Genomic DNA, 19,103 nt, shown 5'->3' with positions numbered 1-19,103 from the left:
GATAAAAACAGGTTTACGCGGCAAAAGATAAATTAAGTAACATAAAGAGTATAATCGATATTCAAATAATTTAGCAAATCATCCTTTTAATTATATAAAAAAATGGGACTAAACTCATTTTTTGAGTTAGTCCCATTGGTACTATTACTTATAGACAGGTATGTCCATATATAATGTATAGTTATCTAGTAACTTATATAAATTATAAATACTGTTTACTTGTGCTGCTGACCATGCAATATCTGTAGCATATTGATGGTATGGGTTTACAGGATTCCATCTCATTTTATAAAGTGTATCTTGCTGGAAAGTAGCATTATTTATATACCCACTTCCAATTAATGCAGCTCCACCTATAATAGCTTGGTCTGGTGTAAACCAGCCCATATCATAAGCCGTTTTAGCACCACATTGCAATGGACAACTATCAAATGCACCGTATCCGTACATATTATAAACCACTTGACCATTGTATGTAACACCTTTTGCTAAGGCCGATGATCCATTACCCGTTTCAAGTAAAGCGTGTGAAATAAGGTACATTTCGTTAATATTATATTGTTTTGCAGCCTGTACAAAGGCAGCAGCCCTGCCATTAAGTATGCCTGTATTAGCATTCAAAATCTTCGTATTGACTTCATCTACATTAATACCAGCAGGTGATGATAGCTTAAGAAATTGGAAATATTCTTTGCTGTCTGAAGGGAAATTATTTGGATCTAAATAATATTGCACATCAGCTGGTTGTGCATTTTTCCATCTGAGTGAAATTTGAGTCCAATCCCCATTACCTACCTTACCCACAATCTTAAATCCGCTATAGCCCTTGTTAAGCTTGCTTACGATTGAATAGTTTGTGCCAGGACCACTTCTAACATTTACTGTAGGATCCGCTGTAATAATGTTATTAACCGGATCGATATATGCCGAAAAAATATACGCAGGGTCATTCATGTATTTCTCAGTTTGAGGAGATAGACCCATCTCTAAATTCAACATATCATTTAATGTTAAATTATAGTTAGTATAGGTCACCTGCGGTCCATTCACTACTTTTACAGGGGTAGTTTGCCAGCCATAGGTACTTGTAATCAAGTTAGCATATCCAAGGGTTGCATCATAGCCTTGGAAACCACCAACTACTATTTTATAAACGCCCTCGCTCTTTCCTGTAGGTTGTGAGACAGCATACCAATTATGGTTTGTAAAAAATTTCAATGCATTTGCAGCATTATCACTTCCAAGAATCGGATCTGATGTAATCCAAAATAAGGTATAACCTGTTTTATTGGTATCTTGAGAGGTAACCCACCAGCCGTTATTCTTAAAGAAATTTACTGCCTTATCAACTTTTTCTTTTTCTAGCAGAGGCTCTGATATTATATTGTAATATTGGTAGTACAATTCATTTGTGGATTGTGATGTAGCCCACCATCCATTTTGAGCAAAAAAGTTTAAACCTTTGCTGGTTAATTCATCAGTTATTGGATCCGAAACGATTTGAAATACATTATAAAATTTCTGACCAGTTGGTTTTACGGTTGCCCACCAATTCCGTTGCTGGAAAAATCCTAATGCCTTATCTAGCTGTCCCTTATCCAAACTAGGATCGGAAACGATATTATAATACAATGGTACCGGTTTCCCAGTATTCGTTTTTGAATACCACCAATGCTTTTGATCCAAATAATTGGTAACCTTAGTAAGAGAATCACCAGATAATGGGTCGAAAACAATGTTGAAAACATTTGGTTGAAAACCTGGAACGTATTTAACAACTAATCCTAAATCATTCTTTATTTGTGAAACGATTGATTGAGTATTAGCTTCCCCAACGAATCCTCCAGTAAGGACGGTATATGTATCAATGTATGCACTTGGTACATAAGTTGCAGGTATTCCAGTCTGACTCACAAAATTTTGTAGAATTGATTTTACATTATCTTCTCCATAATAGCCGCCGGAAACAAGCTGATAATATTCTTGATATTGGCCATTTGACTCATATTTTGCCGGTATCCCAGTAGCTGCTTGAAACTTTTGAAGAACCTGCTTAACATTATCTTCGCCTATATAGCCACCGGATATAATTCTTTTTTTCTGTATTCCAGCTCCAGTTGGTTGATAGGTTGCGGAGAAACCAGTACTATTCTGAAAAGCTTGGATTATATTTTTAACATAATCTTCTCCATAATAGCCACCGGATACTACCTGTTTATAAGGCACAGGGTCTCCAATAGGACGATAACTTGCGTTAACTCCTGTAGTCTGTTGAAATTGATTAATTATTGCTTTTACATTATCCTCTCCATAATAACCACCCGAGTTAATCTGATAGTACGGTACAGTTGCTCCTGTTGGTTTATACGTTGCCCACCAACCAGTATCCTGCCTTAATTTTTGTAGAGCATTCTGTGTATTTTGTTCACCAACTATCCCACTGGTTTCAATATTATAAATAGAAGTGTCTGTATAAGCAAAAGACTTACTCGGGATAAGAAACACTATTAAAAAAAGTGTTACTGGTAGAAAGGAATATATAATTTTTTTCAATCTCTTTAATTTCCCCCTTATCTTTCTACAAACTACTATAAACTGAACTCACCCCCCATAAATTGATAATTGTAGAAAGGATAAAAAATTTGTCCAATTTTATCTTATTTTGTTGATAGCAAACTGTCAATGATTTTCAATGGTACTAAATTACCAAATTCATAGATTCAACACTATATAACATGACAATTAAGACAATTAATTCTATAGCTCATAGGAAAATTAGGGAATTTCCCCCTCATAATTATTATTTCCTCCTAATATACAAAAAAGTTAAAGAAGCTGTTTGCATTGCCTCCTTAACCACTTATAAAAAAATGAACTATTATTCCCTACATCTAAATGTATATCGTTTGCTAGCTCGCGCACAATGGGATTCATGTGAACTGGATATACCACCTGGATATCTTCGTATTTATCTACTAGACGCTTTATTGCAGTGAACATATTACACATTGGCCCTCCTGAATTTTCCCTTTGTCTTCCAATAAATATGGCTGTGTTAAACTTGCCTGTTGATTTGCGCTCAAGAAGCGAGCATCCGCGGGCGTTCCGGGGGAGTCTCGCGCCTTCTGCTCCAATCAACATAGTTTCAAAAATCAACAATTACCTTTAACACAGCCAAATATAAAAGGGGAGGCACAAAATAGTGCCTCCCCTTAATGCTTAACCAATATGCTTTTCATTTATATGAAAATTTCTAGCATTTGATAAAATCAGCCATTCTCTTTACTGTTATGATGTAATTTTGCTGTTTTATTGTGCTCCGTTTTCACCCAAGTATGCTGCTGTTTCCATTTAATTAAACCTAAAAGCTGTGCATAAATAAATGTATATGCATAGTAAAACATTGATAAAATCATCGCAAATGGTCTAAACTTATGTTTCGTATCTACACTAATGGCATACCATAAGCACCCAAAAAACTGATATATAAATAAGACTAAAGTGAATATACTTAATCCAAAAAGAAGATCTAAAAAGTTCATACCTAAATGAGGAAGATTATGATAATTTTGTGTCAAAATCGTATAACCAACAGAAGCGATAATACTAACAAGTACGATGGTCATTTGTACCGCACGGGCCATACCGAATAAATATAAAATTTGGTCCACTATCCTAATTTTCCCTTTTTCAGTAAACAATTTTTTTAACATTGGTCGTAAATTTGTAAAGGCTACCCACCAATGACCTTGTGACCATCTTGTTCTTTGCTTTATACTTATTTTGAGATTATCAGGCTTTTCATCATATACCCGAACAAAGTGATTCCAGAGAACCCGTCCATTATCCTTAACGATTTCCATTTCTAGCTCTAAGTCTTCTGTTAATGAATGGAAGCGGAATCCTCCATGTTTCATCAAATAATCCATTCTAACAATAAACCCTGTTCCGCCGATTGCATTTGGTAACCCGGCACGATATTTTGCTAATTGGAAGAATCGATTGGTTAAATAATAACTCATTGCATAACCAAGTGACAATCTGGTCGTTGAATTTTTCGAATCAAGGTAAGCTTGAATTGCCTCCGGTCTGCCTTTCCCAATGAACTGTGAGTTCATTTCCTTTAGGAAATCTGCATCGATATGATTATCTGCATCCAGAATCATTAAAACATCATACTTATTTTGTAGTTCTTTAAAACCCAAAGATCTGAGTGCATATTGTAAACCTGCAGGCTTACCAACACCCTCTCTTTCATATAGACCTTCAATTGTGTCAATGTGTTTCATTCCTAGCTCATCACAAATAGCACCAGTTCTATCAGTACTATTATCGTTGACAACATAAATATCATAAAGATCTTTTTGATAACGAATTTTCTTTAGATTTTCAATTGTAGAACCTATAACCTTTTCCTCATTATGAGCCGCCACTAAAATAAGAAATCTGGTTTCATCTTCAATTAGCTCATAATCCCTTTTTGCTTTTCCAAACCCAAAAAACGTTAATATCACGCTGTATAATGCACTTATATTAATGTATAGAGTAAATATAAAAAACAAACCGAAAAGGACTTTTATTATCAGCATTCCAAAATGTTCCAATTTCCTTCCTCCTATTTTTCATGAAAAACTTTCAATAATTGAAGCTATTCTATTTTTACTATTCACCTATATCTTTTGCTTTAATTCAACTACCTATTAATTTTTCTTATCATTCATAACTCTTTCCATAAAAATTATTCAAAGGTGTTTTCCTCCTAGAAAAGACTATCACATAGGCAGGCAGTCTGCAAGAATTAATAAATTGATTTTTTATGGCATCCATTTCAATTTCATTACATCCTTTAAACTTTTACTAGTCCTTCATTTCACACTTAAGTTAAAGAAATCCTTACAGTTCACAATATGCCTATATGGTAAAAATTCCTTCATACAATGGAGTAGGGTAACCTTTGTCAAGGCTACCCCCCTCATCAAACCGTATGTGCCCTATTAAGGCATATGGCTTACCAATGTGTAACATATCAATAAGTCGCTAATCTTTAAGCATATAACATTTTATGGATTCGGTTAGGAGTATAATACTACAACCTTTTGCTTTCGGGATTTGTTTTACTTATTTATTCTATTGTTGATTTTTCATTCAAAAAGGAAATTATGATATTTGAGCTACTATTGTTTTTTGATTTCTTTTGTTGGTTTAAATATTACATACCTGCTCGCAAAATAATTAAGAACCACTACCACAATATTCGCTGCTATTTTGGATACAATGTCTTCAATTTTCATCCCATCTACCATTAGGATCATCATTCCTAAATCCACAAAATATGATAAAAGTCGGAAAAACATAAAATAACTAAATTCTTTAATTAATAGGTTAATTTTGGTTTGTTTACTATTAAAAACATATAGTTTATTAGTAATAAAAGCGAAAATTACCGATATTAACCACGCAACGGTCGTAGCTAGTTTAAAATCCATATGGAAAACTTTAGCCAAGATACTATAACTTACTATATTTGTAAGAGTTGTTAATCCACCAAACACAAGATAACTTAAAACCTCTTTATTAATTTTCATTCCAATTTCCTACTTTACTTTTGAGAATGAAGAATTTTATCTGACTGATTTTTGTTAGCATTTAGCACCTTTTCATTGTTATATTCATCTACAAAATAAAGTGGACGATTCTTTGTTTCGTTAAATATTCTTCCTAAATACTCTCCAATAATCCCCAGAGAAATTAATTGGATTCCCCCTAAAAAAAGGATGACTGTCATCAACGATGGATAACCCGCAACATTCTCCCCATATAAAAGAGTTTTTGTAATAACCCAAATCATATAAATAAAGGCAAAAACTGAAATGATACAACCAAATAAAGCAGAGAATCTTAATGGAGTAGTGGTAAATGAGGTAATCCCCTCAATTGCTAAGTCTACTAGTTTAAGGTAATTCCATTTTGTTTCTCCAGCAGCCCGAGGATCACGATCAAATAATATCTCCTTTTTATTATAACCGATCCAACTGAACATACCCTTTGTATATCTTTGTGTTTCTCTTATTTGCTTTAAGGCCTCAACACATCTTCGATCAAGAAGGCGAAAATCCCCTGTATTCTTTTGGATTGGAATTCGGGTTAATTTTTGTAAAACCTTATAAAAAAGCGAGGAGGTTGTCTTTTTTAACCAAGTTTCTCCAAATCTTGTTTTTCGTTTTGCATAAACATCATCATATCCATTTTCCCAAAGTCTGATCATTTCTGGAATTAGCTCTGGGGGATCTTGTAAATCTGCATCAATGATAATAACTGCATCCCCTTTTGCATAATCCAATCCTGCTATCATGGCTATTTCTTTACCAAAATTCCTGGAAAGATTGACATATGAAATGCTTTCATCAATTTCCTTAAATAATTTAATTTTGTTCAATGTATTATCTTTACTGCCATCATTTACAAATAATATTTCAAATTCATAAAAAGGAATATCCTCAACGACTTTACTTAATCGTTCATACAACTGGTCTAGTACTTCTTCCTCATTATAAGCTGGTACCAAAATAGTAACTGTTTTTTTCATTTATAAATTTCCTTTACATTTATTTTTAATCAACTTATTAATTAATGTTATTTTGCCGTTTTTTCCTAAAATTCATCAAAATAAGCACTATAAATAGAAGTAAACTGCATAATGAAATAATTAATCCTACATGGAAGCCTGGAGGAACATAGTGTAAATCTATTTTATGATTTCCTTTTTCTAAATCTATACCTAAAAATCCACCGATTTTTTCAATTTTCCCTTTCTTCCCATCTACAACAGCACTCCAGCCAGAATCGTATGGAATAGATAGGAATAGAACTCCGTTTTCATTTAATTTTATATCTCCAGAAATGTTTGTATCCTGAAAACTCTTTACAGTTAATGATTGTTTTCTATATTCATCAACCTTTTTTTCAAACAAATTCATATCCATAGCATAAAATAAACCATTTTTTAATGTATACTCATCTGATAAAACCTCTATTTTTACAGTAACAGTTTCATTTTGGAATGCACCTAGATCTAATACTCGATTAGAGTATACGTTAGGGTAACCTTTTCCAGGTAATGTATCATTAACATAAACATTAGAATTAGAAATTCCATCTGTTTTCAATAATGTATATAGCTGTTGCCTTCCTGAAACCGGAAAAGAATATTTAATAAAGGCATTTTTAGTTTTATCATTCTTAATAAATTTTTGACCATCTGCTTCAGTTTGTACAGTAAGATTTTCATATTGTATGGAAGTAGGTTCCATTGGAACAAATAATTTTGGGGAAGCCTTTGTTGCACCCATAAATAAAAGATTTTGCTTCTCGAAAGGATTATCCAAACCTTCCTGGAAATTAATATGGTTTTGATTATTTAGAACAGTTCCTAACGATAAGACATTATTGTTCTTATACAAAAGATAATTTCCTTCATGATGAATTAATTCATACCCAAATTTATCTATAGGATAATTTGAAATGATATATTTAAATCCCATTAGGGAGTCCGTAGAAACGATCCCTTTGCCCATATCAACAAAAACACTATCACTTGTAGTATAGCCCAATTCATTTAAAAAACGGTTCAAATCATTATTAGATTGTGAATTAAAACTATCCATTTTTTTATAATCTAACATCATGGAATCGTTCCACGTGATTGGCGGATCCGTGTTAATACGATAAAAAGAATGATCATTTTTTTTCAACCAATTAATCATGTTTATATAATCAGAAGGTCCATTATACATATCACGAGGTTTATATTGAAATTGATGATCCAATGATCGTATTATCTTCGCTGAATTTAATGTTGTATCTAAACAAACCGCCAGAATCAATAGTATATGAATGAACTTTTTATATTCTGAAATATGTAGCTTACAGTACATAAGAATAAAGTAAATGGTTAAAAGAACAATATTGATTATAACGAATTTATTGCTTAGTCCATTCGGCGTATATTTCCAAACAAAAAGAACAAACAGGATATTAAAAATATAAAGTACTATTAAATAAGGCGAAATGGTTTTATCCAGTACCACGAAAGTTCGAAATGCAAGATATATCACTGTAAAAGATAAAAGGAAGGAAAACCGATATGGAAACCAGTTAGGATTATGGCCACCATGCCATATAAAATATAGTTCTGAATTCTGAAAACTATAAACTAGAAAGGAAAATAAAAGTAAAAAAAGTACTTTTTCTTTTAACTTGATTTTTTTTGAAACAAAAAAGAGCGGAAACAAAAGTAATGTTAATAAACCTGCATAAATATTGGGTAGCCCATCAATTAGAGAATCATATGTACCATTAAAAAATTTTAAATAATAATTAAATAAATGAATTTTCGGCAAAATTTGAGGTTGAGCAGGATCACCGTGATTTGCTTTTATCACTAAATAGGTAGGGAGTATCAAAAATGCAGATAGTCCTGCTGCTATAGCTGTAGACGTACCAAAAAGCCAGATTTTTTTTAAAAACAACAAAAATGAAGTTTTTCTTTGTAATGAGAAAAACCGAACTAAGAAATATAAAAATGTAAAAATGCCTATCATAAAAGCTACATAAAAATTCGAAATAAAAGTTATGGCCAAGCATGCAATTAAAAACGTATATTTTCCGTCTTTAATTAACAATTCTACCCCATATAAGATTAAAGGTAGCATATATATTCCATCTAACCACATGATATCGAATGAATAAGCTATCGAAAAGGTCATTAAAGCATAAAATGTTGAAAAAAATAAGGTGGAAAATTTTTCACTTAAACTGAAACGACTTAAAAAGAAATACATCGTTGCCCCTGAAAGACCAATTTTAATTAAAGTGATTAAAATCATTGCTTCAGGTAAATGGTTTCTTGGAAAGAAAATAATTAATATGGATAAAGGACTAGCTAGATAATACGCTATAACTGCTAGGAAATTAAGCCCCATTCCTGCTTCCCAACTATAAAAGAGACTTTTCCCATTATAAAATACATCATACAGCCGATTGTAAAATTCAATGTATTGACTATACATATCACTAATTAATATTGATTTGCTTCCAAATGGATATATTCCAAACTGCGCCAATACAACACCAAAAAGGACAAATGGTAATAAAAATGATAATAAAAGTAATATATATTTATTTTTAGCAAGCTTTATAAATGACAGTTTCAAAGCAATCATCCTTTATTTAAGTGTGATTTTATATCATAAAAGTTCAGTTTCAAATTTTAGAAATAACTAGAATATATTTCTCATATCAGTTTTCAATCAAAAATATTAACACAATAAAATCTGGAAAACAATATAATTTCTCACGTCTGAAAATTTCTAAAATTCAATACTATTTCAAACTTCCTTATAACCAATGATCAAAATTAATCCCTATCTGGAAGATAGGGATTTTTCTTAAGGTATAAATTCTATGTTAAATATTTAAACTTGTTTTAAAAGACAACTACTAAAAGAACAACTTATTGGCTGGCGTTCTGGAATGGCTGTTATTTTGGTTAATCAACACTTTTGAAAAAGTATATCTGACTGGCTTGACCTGTCACATCTTTCTTACCAAAAAGGATATCTCAAGAGGCTTAAGACCCCAGACTGAACTAATAGATAGTAGAAAAACAAGTAAATTTTTTCGCTGCATATAGTCGTTAAGGTTTCTAAGTCCTTGTTTTGAGAAATCCTCTATTATGTTTCTATTTACCTAGCAATCCTCGTCTTCTAATCATTAATGAAAGTCCAATTGAGAAAATAAATAATCCTAAGAAGAAGTAGTTAACCATATTTGTTGCGGTGTCAGGCAGTTTACTAGGTTTCACAGGAGTAGTAGTACTTCCACTTCCGCCATTGTTTGCAGGTGGATTATCTACTTTTGCCTCGCTGGCTATTATCGAATATAGTCCCCATTTCTGATCGCCTTCCGTTACATTGCCAAGTGACTTAATATTATCAGATTGGTCAGCATACACCTTTGCTTCTGGCGCAGACTTGAATGTTAATTGAACCGTTTTATTGATAGGAGCAAGTGACCAGTTATGATCTGCGCTTGGGTCAATCGTTCCTTTTTCTTGAATATAGTTAATTAACACTTCACGGCTTTCGTCAGGTGAATTAACGACTATTTTACCAATTCCACCGACAAGCCCAGGGAAGTTTCCGCCACCGCCTGCACGATAGTTATTGGTTGCAACAATAAATTTCTGATCATCTTTAATAGGTTCACCATTAAAGGTCAAATTAATAATCCGGTGGAAATCCTTGTTTACCATTGTACCATCTATCTTATATCTGGCCGGTTTTGTAATATCAATTTGATAATTTACTCCATCAATAACATCAAAGTTATAGGATGGGAATAAATCATTGATAATATTTTGCGGTTGCGTGCTATTTGGATCAACCGTATTAAATTGCCCTGCGGACATTTCAAGCCATTCTCTTACAATAGCTCCCGTTACTTCGACGGCCTTAAGCGTATTAGGGTATAAGTATAAATCGTTCGCACTCTTTATGGAAAGAGGACCGGTCGGAATATTAGTATAATAGGCCGGACCGCTTCTGCCGCCTGCCTTAAATGGAGCTCCTGCCGATAATACCGGGATTCCTTCTAATTCTGGTTCCTTATCCTTAATCCACTTTTCAACATAAGCCTTTTGTGCATTATTCACGATTTGGATGGTCGGGTCATCCTGGACCTGTGCAAAATAGCTGTACAATGGAGCGGTGGTTTTACCAATCGTTCCACGAACATAATCTAAAGTGCCAGCGTGCTCAGGTTGAACATCCTTTACAATTACTGAATCTTCGGGAGTATCAGCCGAAACTGGACGATTGACGGAGTGTGAGTTCGTTTTATCTACTGTCCACTTTCCATCAGGCTGCTCAACTAAAGCCAAATCAAGAACACCTAGATTATTTCCCCAATATCCCGCTTCTACGGCAGGTGTATTGTTGATGGTCCCTTGAGAATTATTTATTCCTGGTAAATCAGGATTCTCTAATTTCTGGCCCTCATGAAATTCCTTACCTCCAGGGAAGTTTAAATGCGCATGTCCAAAAAGAAGCGCATCGATCCCTGGAACCTTACTTAAGGAATAAACGGCATTTTCAGCATCTTGCTGACCATCTGCTGCAATATCACAACCAGAGTGAGCAATTGCTACAATGACGTCTGCTCCTTTATTTCGCATTTCTTGAACATACTTATTCGCTGTTTCAACAATATCTTTTACAATAACTTTTCCATAAAGATTATCGCGATCCCAGTTCAAAATTTGCGGTGGTGCAAAGCCAACTACACCCACTTTTATAGTATGAGTATTGCCGCTTGCGTCTTTAATTTGTTTATCCAAAATTTGATACGGTGTGAAGTAGTTCTGATCGTTATCAGGATTATTATCGTGATCATCTTTATAGATATTCGCATTAACAATCGGGAAATTGGCTTTACTTAAAACTTGATTAAGATAGTCTAAGCCATAGTTAAATTCATGGTTTCCAACAATCCCTGCATCATAATGCAAATAATTCATTGCTCTGATGATGGGATGTGTATCATTTGGTCCCAATGGATGAACCTTTGCAACATAGTCTGCCAGTGGGTTTCCTTGGATTAAATCCCCTGCATCAAAAAGCATTGAGTTAGCTTCTTGAGATCGTGCTTGTTCAATAAGGGTTGCTGTTTTCGCTAGACCAAAATTAATATTTACATCTGTATCTTTATAATAATCGTACGCTCTAACATTAGAATGAAGATCAGTAGTTTCTAAGATGCGAAGAGTAGCTTTATTTCCTGATGTGGCTGCCGCTTTTGCATGAAAGGAATTCATTGGTGAAATAATCGTGGTAAGAATCAAGGCTGCTGTGGTCAGTTTACTAATCTTGCTAAAAAATTTCTTTTTCTTCATTGGTGTGTACACCTTTCTATTTATAGTTTTCCGCCCCCACACTACGAACAATAATTTAGATTTATCAACTCCTTTTAAAGTATTGACAGCATTAGACAGATTTTTTAAACAAACAGCAAAGAATAGCGGTCTAAAAAATACTGAAAACGCTACCAAAATTACAAAAACATTACTCTTTAATTATATATTTCTGAATCAATTAGTAAAATAATTCTATTTCTACAAAAACAAACAAAAAACGATAAAATTTTACACAAACCGACATTTCTCCAGTGAAAGAACCTTTTCAGGGCTGTGACAAAAGTTTTTCATTTTCGACAGCATTTTCATAATCTATCTTGGTAATTAAACTGATTCATTAAATTTACATTTACTATCTACTAAATAGTAATAACTCCCTATTTTTAAAATTTCTGAAATCGATAGAAAAAGAGTTTATAAATATGAATTCCGCCTTCAAAATACAATTTTTTATGGAAAAAGCTTTTTTTTAGGATGTTTTTAATAGTAAAAATAGCATTTCTTTAATTAGATTAAAATTTCTTATAAGTCTATGGTGAAGGTACCCGGGAATACATTGGAAAAGCGCGCTTTCCTGAAAGGTTTTTATGAATGGAAGGCTTTGATCAGTTAGAAGAACAATTTCGTCCGATGATTTATAAAATGATCCATTCCTTGCACATTTACAAAAATATAGATGAATTTTTTCAAATTGGCCTGATCGGATTATGGGAAGCAGCCCAATCGTTTCATTTGTCGAGAGGGAATTTTACTTGTTACGCCTACAAGTTTATAAAAGGACGGCTCTTGTCAGAATTAAAAAAAGCTACCAAACGAGATGAACGCTATGTCTTTCCAAAAGAAGAATACTGGGAAACAATTGAAGGTAGTATGGAGGAGGAGCCTTGCGAAACCGAAATGCTGCTATCCTATTGCGGAGGGATGACAGATAAACAAAAAATGTGGGTTGTGTACACCTTCGTGGAGGACTTATCTATAAATGAAATCGCCTGTAAAGAGAACGTCTCCGTCTCGGCCGTCAAACAATGGCGCAAAGGAGCACAAGAAAAACTTAAAAGGCTTAAGTTGACATAACTACCGGAGGGTGTCCCAAAAGTATAACTTTTAGGGGCACCCCCCATTTTATGAATGGTCTGTTAAACTTTGTCTGTTGATTTCCGCTCTAGTGGCGGTCCGGGGAGCCTCCTCGGCGCTATAGCGCCTGCGGGGTCTCCCGCAGGAGTCGAGCGCCTTCCGCTCCAATCAACATTGCGGAAAAATTATCATGAACTTTGTACATATAGTGGTGCCTGTCACCTTTTAGGACAGCCTTCTATTTTTTTATGTCTTTTCGGAAATAAATGGATTTTTTGTCTCTTGTTATAGTAGGATAAAGATACAATCTTCTATTTGGAGGACCTATGATGCTGACTCCTGCCCGGCAAAAAATCCGACAAGAACTTGAAGAGCTGCAGGTTAAAGGCCGGTCGTTTTCAGAAAAAGTTCCCGAAACTCCGACGAAACATCGCGCTAAGATCAATTGGAGCTATTATTTACTTGGCCTTTTACTATTATGTGCCGCTAGTGCCCTTTTATATAAGGAATATGTCGTTCCAAAGCGTGAAAGCGTGTTTACCTTTTTAACAAAGATCCAGTCCTATGAGGAGCAAAGTAAACAATTGGTTAAAGGTGTTGCCAACGGACAGGTGCCTTCAGGACAAGTCAGAAAAAAGCAGCAGGAATTGCTCAAAAACGTGATCCACTTAGATGCACCTACTAGCTTTTACGAGTATAAGAAAGATATGATTAGTGTCATGGAACAAAGACTCGTCATCCTTTCTAACATGTCTGTTTCTCAAAAATCCTTAACGGAATTAAGCGTACGGGAAGAATTAGCATTAGATAGCCTACGAACAGCATTTGATCGCGAACAGATTAAATACCTCCAGAAGGACGACGGTTCGATTCAATATTGGATTCACTCCAAATCATATTTGTATCAGAAGTAATGAGCTTAGGAAAAGGGGTGTCAGGCACCTGAAAAATGGTACCTGACACCCCTTTGTTTATTCTGCCATTGGCAGCGATTCTATCGGCTGGTCATATTTTTTCTTTCTTTTTTCAATAGTAAAAAGGATTATATGTAAAACCAACACTACAAAAGCAAAGACCTCAACTGCATAATCGAAAAAATACCAGGAGGTCGTTGTCACGATATCGTATACGGCATGAACAATAACCGCAAGCCAAAGGTTTCGCGTCCATAACAAGATAAGTCCAAAAGTAAATCCCATATTGGCGAAGGTGACGATTGCCCCAACTCGAACGGGCCACGACTCCTCTGTATCTAATGTATGGTCTATTCCGAAAAGAATAGAAGAGATAAAAAGGGCAAGCATGACAAAAATGTCTCTTGAACCTTTATTCCATCGGTTTGGGAAAATTTTTTTGAAAATAATGAGGATGAGAACTATGTAAGCTAAGCGCCACACCTCTTCTAATCCGGCAAGTGCATCAGAATAAAGATCATTCCCAAACGTATCCACTTTATCGAAAAAGGACGAAACGAAATTAGGGGAGGTTCCATCATCCACATAGGTTTGCGGGTCGGTATAGCTTTGCACATATTGATCATAATTATCACTAAAATCCTGGAATACGATAGTCGAATAAAAGTTGTTCACCGTACTTACTAGAAAAAAAATCAGGAAGGCGCCAGTAAACTGAAGACTAAGCTGCCGCTTTGTTTTGGGAATGACCAGAGGATCGCGAAGCCTCGGGGAAAGCTTTAAGCCAAGAAACAACGAGCCCACCATGATGCCATTATACAAGGTTTCAGCAAGATAGCTATATCTCGATAAGTACAGGTCTACTTCCGCCCCAATTGTGATGATGAGGATGGCCAATAACATCTTTTTTGAAATTGGCTGAGTTAAACTTGTGGTCATTTTGTTCAACATCCCCTTTCCCTAATCAAATGATATTTTTACATTTTGCTGCTTCCAGCTTGAGGACACAGTTTAAGAATTTTACCTTCTCCAAAAGTGAACAGCTACGATCCCAAAACCATTTAAAAAGAGCAGGAATAAGAAACAAGCAAACAACCACTTCCATTTTCTCACCACAGATGCATCCCCTCTATTCTACGGCTAATTAGTAATAATTTAACATAATGCTAAATAAATAGCATCTAAAATTTAGGGTAGATTTAGTTAACAAATTCATGGTGCCTTTTTGCGGTGCCTGACACTGATGTTGTGTGCAGTTTACATAATTCATGGTGCCTGACACCAGTGCTGTCTTGCAAAAAATTCCGCGGAATATTTTCAATTCTCGCGGAACTTATTAGGCTATTTGGTTAGAAAGATTCTATAATTCTAGATCCATCCTTTTTTCTCAGCGATGGTGGCGGCTTCGTTGCGGTTTTTGGCGTCCAGTTTGCTCATGATTTCGGAGATATAGTTACGGACAGTGCCTGATGATAAAAAGAGCTCCGAAGTGATCTCTTTCGTTGTTTTACCATGGGCTGCCAAGCGCAGAATTTCCTGTTCCCTTGTCGTAAGTGGATTTTCCTCACGAATCACATCGAAAGTCAGCTCCGGGCTGAACACGCGTTTACCTGCCATCACCTTGCGAATTGCTGAAGCGAGCTCGTCAATTTCACCATCCTTAAGCAAATAACCATGTACGCCAATTTTCACGGCCCGTTCAAAATAACCGGGGCGGGCAAAAGTTGTTAAGATGATAACCTTGCTTGGAGACAAACTTTTCGCTAACTCCTCTGCCACTTCAAGACCGTTCAGTACAGGCATTTCGATGTCCATTAAGCAGATATCTGGCTTAAGCTCGAGAATCGACTTGAGCGCTTCCTCCCCATTCATTCCCTGACCAATCACTTCCATATCTTCCTCTAACGAAAGCAGCGACCCTAATGCCCCTAACAGCATTCGCTGATCCTCTGCAATAAACAACCGAATCATCCGGCAACACCTTCTTTTTTCACAACTGGAATTCTCATCTCCACCACGGTACCGTTATGTGGAGATAAGTGAAGAGACCCTTCAATTAATGCAAGTCGCTCCTCCATTCCTTTCAGCCCATTGCCAAACGACTTGCTCTTCCCAATGCCCATTCCATCATCATGGACCATCACCCTTACCTGCTCAGGGCCTTGAACAATCGCTATCGAACAATGGCTGGCCCGGCTGTGTTTAACAATATTCGTAGCTGCTTCCCGCATGCACATGCTGACAATGTTTTGCGTAAATGGAGTTATTTTTGAAAAATCATTCCCACCCTCGTACTGATAAGTAATGCCTGCTGCCCGTAAAATTTGCTGAATTTGGATCAGCTCCTCGGCGATCGTGGCACCGCGCATATCAGTAACAAGTTCTCGAACCTGCTTCAACGCCGCTCGGGAGGTCACTTCCATTTCCTTTGCTTCAGATCTGGCACGATTCGGGTCGGCCGTAATCAGCCTTTGAACAAGCTGGCTTTTCAGGGTCAGCAATGAGAGCGTATGACCTAACGTGTCATGAAGATCGCGGGCAATCCGCACCCTCTCCTCACGCTTCACTAACTCTTCAATTTGTTGATTCGCTTGGTCAAGCTGTTTTTCAAGCTCCATCCGACGATTCATGGAGCGGACCCCGAACGGTGACAACATCATAATAATGATAAAGGGTACAATATAAAGCAGCTGCGTTGGAGATAAAAGGGATTTGATGTTGTAAATAAAAGGAGCGATTTCAACAAAGGCCAAACATGCTAATCCTCTATAAAACTTCTGTTTTTCACGGTACCAGCCAATAAAATTGGCTGGGAAAAATCCAAGCATAAGGAAATTCGAACTATAGAATAAACTAAAAATAAATACGATCAACAGCTGAACTGCCAGCCAGTAAGTGAATTTTCTTTTTGCCATGCAGGAGTACAGCTGTTGATAAGATGCTAGAAAGATGACTATCATCAAATAACCTAGAATCTGTTTAACACCAGTTTCTTTCGTCAAATAATAAACCGGATAGAGCATATACACGAGAAAGATATAGGGGAAAAATCCAAACTTCCTTGGAAAAATCTCTATCTTCTTTCCTTTCAATCGAAACATTCTTGATCACACCGCTTCTTGCTTTCTTCTAATATACTTAGATAGTACCATGAACACGGCTAAATAGGCGATTAAAATCAGAATATTTTTCCAATCCGGCATCTCGCCACGGACAATTTGCCACGCCCCATTACCAAAATTGTAGGACGGAAGCCAGTGCCCAATATTTTGCATCGTCTTCGGCATAAATTCAAGCGGTGTCCACATCCCACCAGCAACAGCTAATACCATATAGATGATATTGCTCACGCCAGCCGCAGTTTCTACTTTTTTCATCATGCCAATTAAAGTTCCTAAAGCTAAGAAAGGTAGGGCTCCAACTAAAATCCATAGTCCGCTCATGATCCACTCATACGGTGTCAACGAAACATGGTTAATGATTGCGCCGGCCAGAAAAATAATGACAATGGATAGAAGATGAATCAAGCCTTGACCTATGATTTGAGATGCAAAATAAACTCGGTCGGATAATGGCGTCGTACGAATATAGGTTGACCACCCTTGCGTCCGTTCCTGCACCATCCGAATCCCAAGTGTCATAATGGATGAGCCCATTACACTGAAAGCTGTCATGGACATTAAATAGTGTGCCTGCCATGCCCCCTGATCTGGAGCGTTGGTGTTCACCACTTTAGTAAATATATAATAGAAGATAATAGGCATCGCGAGTGACCAAAATACGAAATACCGATTCCGTAATACCCGTTTAATTTCCATTTTACATTGCATTTGAAATGCTTTCATACTACATTGCCTCCTTATTTCCGCTTGTTAACTGCTCAAACGCATCCTCAAGCTTTCCACGTTCAATTTGAATATCATAGGCACCGATTTTTTCTTGAAAAAGTAACTCCAAAACCCGGTCGGTGTTAGCGGACTGGACGTATACGCGATTATTTTTCCGATAAATATCGTCGATTTCCTCGTTCTGGTATAGGGATTCAAGCGATTTCGCCGGGTCAACCATAAAGGATACAGACTGCTTCGCAATTCGTGCTTTAATTTGCGCTGGGGTTCCATCAGCAACAATCCCACCGTCTTTAAAAAGTAAGATCCGCTCTGCTGCATCATCTGCTTCCTGCAAGTAATGGGTAGAAAACATGATCGTTTTCCCTTGATCAGCGAGCTGATGAATTGTGTTCCAAAAACGGTTCCTTGATGTAATATCCATTCCGACTGTCGGCTCATCAAAAATGATCAACTCCGGATCCCCGGCCAGTGCCAGAGCAAAGCTTAAGCGGCGCTTTTGCCCACCTGACAGCCTTTCAGCTCTCGTTTTTAAATCCTGCTCGGTGAGCCCAGTTAAAGCGACGAGTTCATTTAGTGGTAAAGGCTTCGGATAGTAGCTGCTAATGAGTTCCAAGATTTCTTGTACCTTTAGGCCTGGAATGACACTAACCTCCTGCAGCATCGTGCCTACTTTTTCCCGTACTTCTCGTTCCTGAGGTTCACGATTGAAGAGTCGAACCTCCCCCGAAGTTGGTTTAAGGAGACCTAGGATCATCGAAATGGTCGTTGTTTTTCCCGCACCGTTCGGACCAAGAATGGCCACCACTTCACCCTTGCCAATTGAAAAAGATACATCATTTACCGCTGTTTTATGTTGAAATGACTTTATAACATTTGTTAATTTAACAACCTCGTTCATTTACGAACACCCCCTGATATCTTGATTTCATTGTACGATGGGGAAAAGGGAGATTTTAGTAAGTGGTGTCACCAATTTTAGGTGACAAATGTCATGGAAAACCCGGGGCATTGGGTGGGATCGATGGGGATGTATTGGATCAGCGTTAAAATCGGAATCGTTTGACACATATATTTTGAAAATGGCACATATAATTGAAAAACGGCACATATATTCGAAAAATAGCACATATATTTTGAAAACGGCACATAAAATTCGATAACGGCACATATCTCTTTTTGAAGTGGTAAATATTTATAGGCGAAATTACGGAGGATACCTGGCTGGGACTGGCTTTTTTATTGAGATAATGTGCCTCCGAACTCGTTTGGCACATATATTCGAAAAATGGCACA

The 19,103-nt window shown here is 36.2% G+C and carries 13 protein-coding genes and 1 pseudogene; 2 read left to right on the top strand and 12 right to left on the bottom strand.

Annotated features, from left to right (window positions below):
* Window positions 1-144: 144 nt before the first annotated feature.
* From BN1082_RS06270 to BN1082_RS06240, 7 genes and pseudogenes are all read right to left on the bottom strand, one after another.
* A complete protein-coding gene (locus tag BN1082_RS06270; protein ID WP_176699671.1) occupies window positions 145-2,505 on the bottom strand; it encodes an N-acetylglucosaminidase in 2,361 nt (786 codons plus the stop codon).
* Window positions 2,506-2,898: 393 nt separating this feature from the next.
* Window positions 2,899-3,033, bottom strand: a pseudogene (locus tag BN1082_RS26945) (UDP-N-acetylglucosamine 2-epimerase (non-hydrolyzing)); the annotation flags it as partial.
* Window positions 3,034-3,269: 236 nt separating this feature from the next.
* Window positions 3,270-4,604 carry a glycosyltransferase family 2 protein gene (locus tag BN1082_RS06260; RefSeq protein ID WP_218055137.1) on the bottom strand — a complete coding sequence of 445 codons (1,335 nt, stop codon included), beginning with the start codon at window positions 4,602-4,604 and terminating at the stop codon, window positions 3,270-3,272.
* A 570-nt stretch (window positions 4,605-5,174) separates the two neighbouring features.
* Window positions 5,175-5,585, bottom strand: coding sequence for a GtrA family protein (locus BN1082_RS06255; protein ID WP_090632284.1), 411 nt, complete (start codon window positions 5,583-5,585; stop codon window positions 5,175-5,177).
* A 14-nt stretch (window positions 5,586-5,599) separates the two neighbouring features.
* Window positions 5,600-6,586, bottom strand: coding sequence for a glycosyltransferase family 2 protein (locus BN1082_RS06250; RefSeq protein WP_090632282.1), 987 nt, complete (start codon window positions 6,584-6,586; stop codon window positions 5,600-5,602).
* A gap of 37 nt (window positions 6,587-6,623) precedes the next feature.
* Window positions 6,624-9,212: a YfhO family protein gene (locus tag BN1082_RS06245; RefSeq protein ID WP_176699670.1), complete on the bottom strand. Its 2,589-nt coding sequence runs from the start codon at window positions 9,210-9,212 to the stop codon at window positions 6,624-6,626.
* A 527-nt stretch (window positions 9,213-9,739) separates the two neighbouring features.
* Entirely contained in the window at window positions 9,740-11,950 is a 2,211-nt protein-coding gene (locus BN1082_RS06240; protein ID WP_090632276.1) for a bifunctional 2',3'-cyclic-nucleotide 2'-phosphodiesterase/3'-nucleotidase, read from the bottom strand.
* A gap of 612 nt (window positions 11,951-12,562) precedes the next feature.
* Here BN1082_RS06240 and BN1082_RS06235 point away from each other — a divergent pair.
* Window positions 12,563-13,045: a sigma-70 family RNA polymerase sigma factor gene (locus BN1082_RS06235; RefSeq protein ID WP_090632273.1), complete on the top strand. Its 483-nt coding sequence runs from the start codon at window positions 12,563-12,565 to the stop codon at window positions 13,043-13,045.
* Between the two features lie 329 nt (window positions 13,046-13,374).
* Window positions 13,375-13,959, top strand: coding sequence for a hypothetical protein (locus BN1082_RS06230; protein WP_090632270.1), 585 nt, complete (start codon window positions 13,375-13,377; stop codon window positions 13,957-13,959).
* A 57-nt stretch (window positions 13,960-14,016) separates the two neighbouring features.
* Here the strand turns inward: BN1082_RS06230 and BN1082_RS06225 are convergent, their stop codons facing one another.
* The 5 genes from BN1082_RS06225 to BN1082_RS06205 form a co-directional block, all read right to left on the bottom strand.
* Entirely contained in the window at window positions 14,017-14,898 is an 882-nt protein-coding gene (locus tag BN1082_RS06225) for a CPBP family intramembrane glutamic endopeptidase (protein WP_176699669.1), read from the bottom strand.
* A gap of 429 nt (window positions 14,899-15,327) precedes the next feature.
* Window positions 15,328-15,930 (bottom strand): response regulator transcription factor, encoded by a 603-nt coding sequence (locus BN1082_RS06220; protein WP_090632265.1) that lies wholly within the window; start codon window positions 15,928-15,930, stop codon window positions 15,328-15,330.
* Window positions 15,927-17,060: a sensor histidine kinase gene (locus tag BN1082_RS06215; RefSeq protein WP_090632262.1), complete on the bottom strand. Its 1,134-nt coding sequence runs from the start codon at window positions 17,058-17,060 to the stop codon at window positions 15,927-15,929. The genes BN1082_RS06220 and BN1082_RS06215 overlap by 4 nt, the downstream gene beginning before the upstream one ends.
* Before the next feature lie 6 nt (window positions 17,061-17,066).
* A complete protein-coding gene (locus BN1082_RS06210) occupies window positions 17,067-17,804 on the bottom strand; it encodes an ABC transporter permease (protein WP_090632260.1) in 738 nt (245 codons plus the stop codon).
* A 1-nt stretch (window position 17,805) separates the two neighbouring features.
* Complete coding sequence (locus BN1082_RS06205; RefSeq protein ID WP_090632257.1) at window positions 17,806-18,708, bottom strand: ABC transporter ATP-binding protein; 903 nt, start codon at window positions 18,706-18,708, stop codon at window positions 17,806-17,808.
* Between the last annotated feature and the right edge of the window lie 395 nt (window positions 18,709-19,103).

The organism is Neobacillus massiliamazoniensis, from assembly GCF_001048695.1.
GTDB classification, from domain to species: Bacteria; Bacillota; Bacilli; order Bacillales; family Cytobacillaceae; genus Neobacillus; species Neobacillus massiliamazoniensis.
The sequence above is the reverse complement of the archived record's forward strand: the minus strand, read 5'-3'. Positions and strand labels throughout refer to the sequence as shown.

What these genes read in the sequence shown, in the direction of transcription:
- BN1082_RS06215 (WP_090632262.1), bottom strand. Translation starts at nt 17,060, where the DNA reads ATGTTTCGATTGAAAGGAAAGAAGATAGAGATTTTTCCAAGGAAGTTT.
- BN1082_RS06220 (WP_090632265.1), bottom strand. Translation starts at nt 15,930, where the DNA reads ATGATTCGGTTGTTTATTGCAGAGGATCAGCGAATGCTGTTAGGGGCA.
- BN1082_RS06230 (WP_090632270.1), top strand. Translation starts at nt 13,375, where the DNA reads ATGCTGACTCCTGCCCGGCAAAAAATCCGACAAGAACTTGAAGAGCTG.
- BN1082_RS06205 (WP_090632257.1), bottom strand. Translation starts at nt 18,708, where the DNA reads ATGAACGAGGTTGTTAAATTAACAAATGTTATAAAGTCATTTCAACAT.
- BN1082_RS06210 (WP_090632260.1), bottom strand. Translation starts at nt 17,804, where the DNA reads ATGAAAGCATTTCAAATGCAATGTAAAATGGAAATTAAACGGGTATTA.
- BN1082_RS06235 (WP_090632273.1), top strand. Translation starts at nt 12,563, where the DNA reads ATGGAAGGCTTTGATCAGTTAGAAGAACAATTTCGTCCGATGATTTAT.
- BN1082_RS06250 (WP_090632282.1), bottom strand. Translation starts at nt 6,586, where the DNA reads ATGAAAAAAACAGTTACTATTTTGGTACCAGCTTATAATGAGGAAGAA.
- BN1082_RS06240 (WP_090632276.1), bottom strand. Translation starts at nt 11,950, where the DNA reads ATGAAGAAAAAGAAATTTTTTAGCAAGATTAGTAAACTGACCACAGCA.
- BN1082_RS06225 (WP_176699669.1), bottom strand. Translation starts at nt 14,898, where the DNA reads ATGACCACAAGTTTAACTCAGCCAATTTCAAAAAAGATGTTATTGGCC.
- BN1082_RS06255 (WP_090632284.1), bottom strand. Translation starts at nt 5,585, where the DNA reads ATGAAAATTAATAAAGAGGTTTTAAGTTATCTTGTGTTTGGTGGATTA.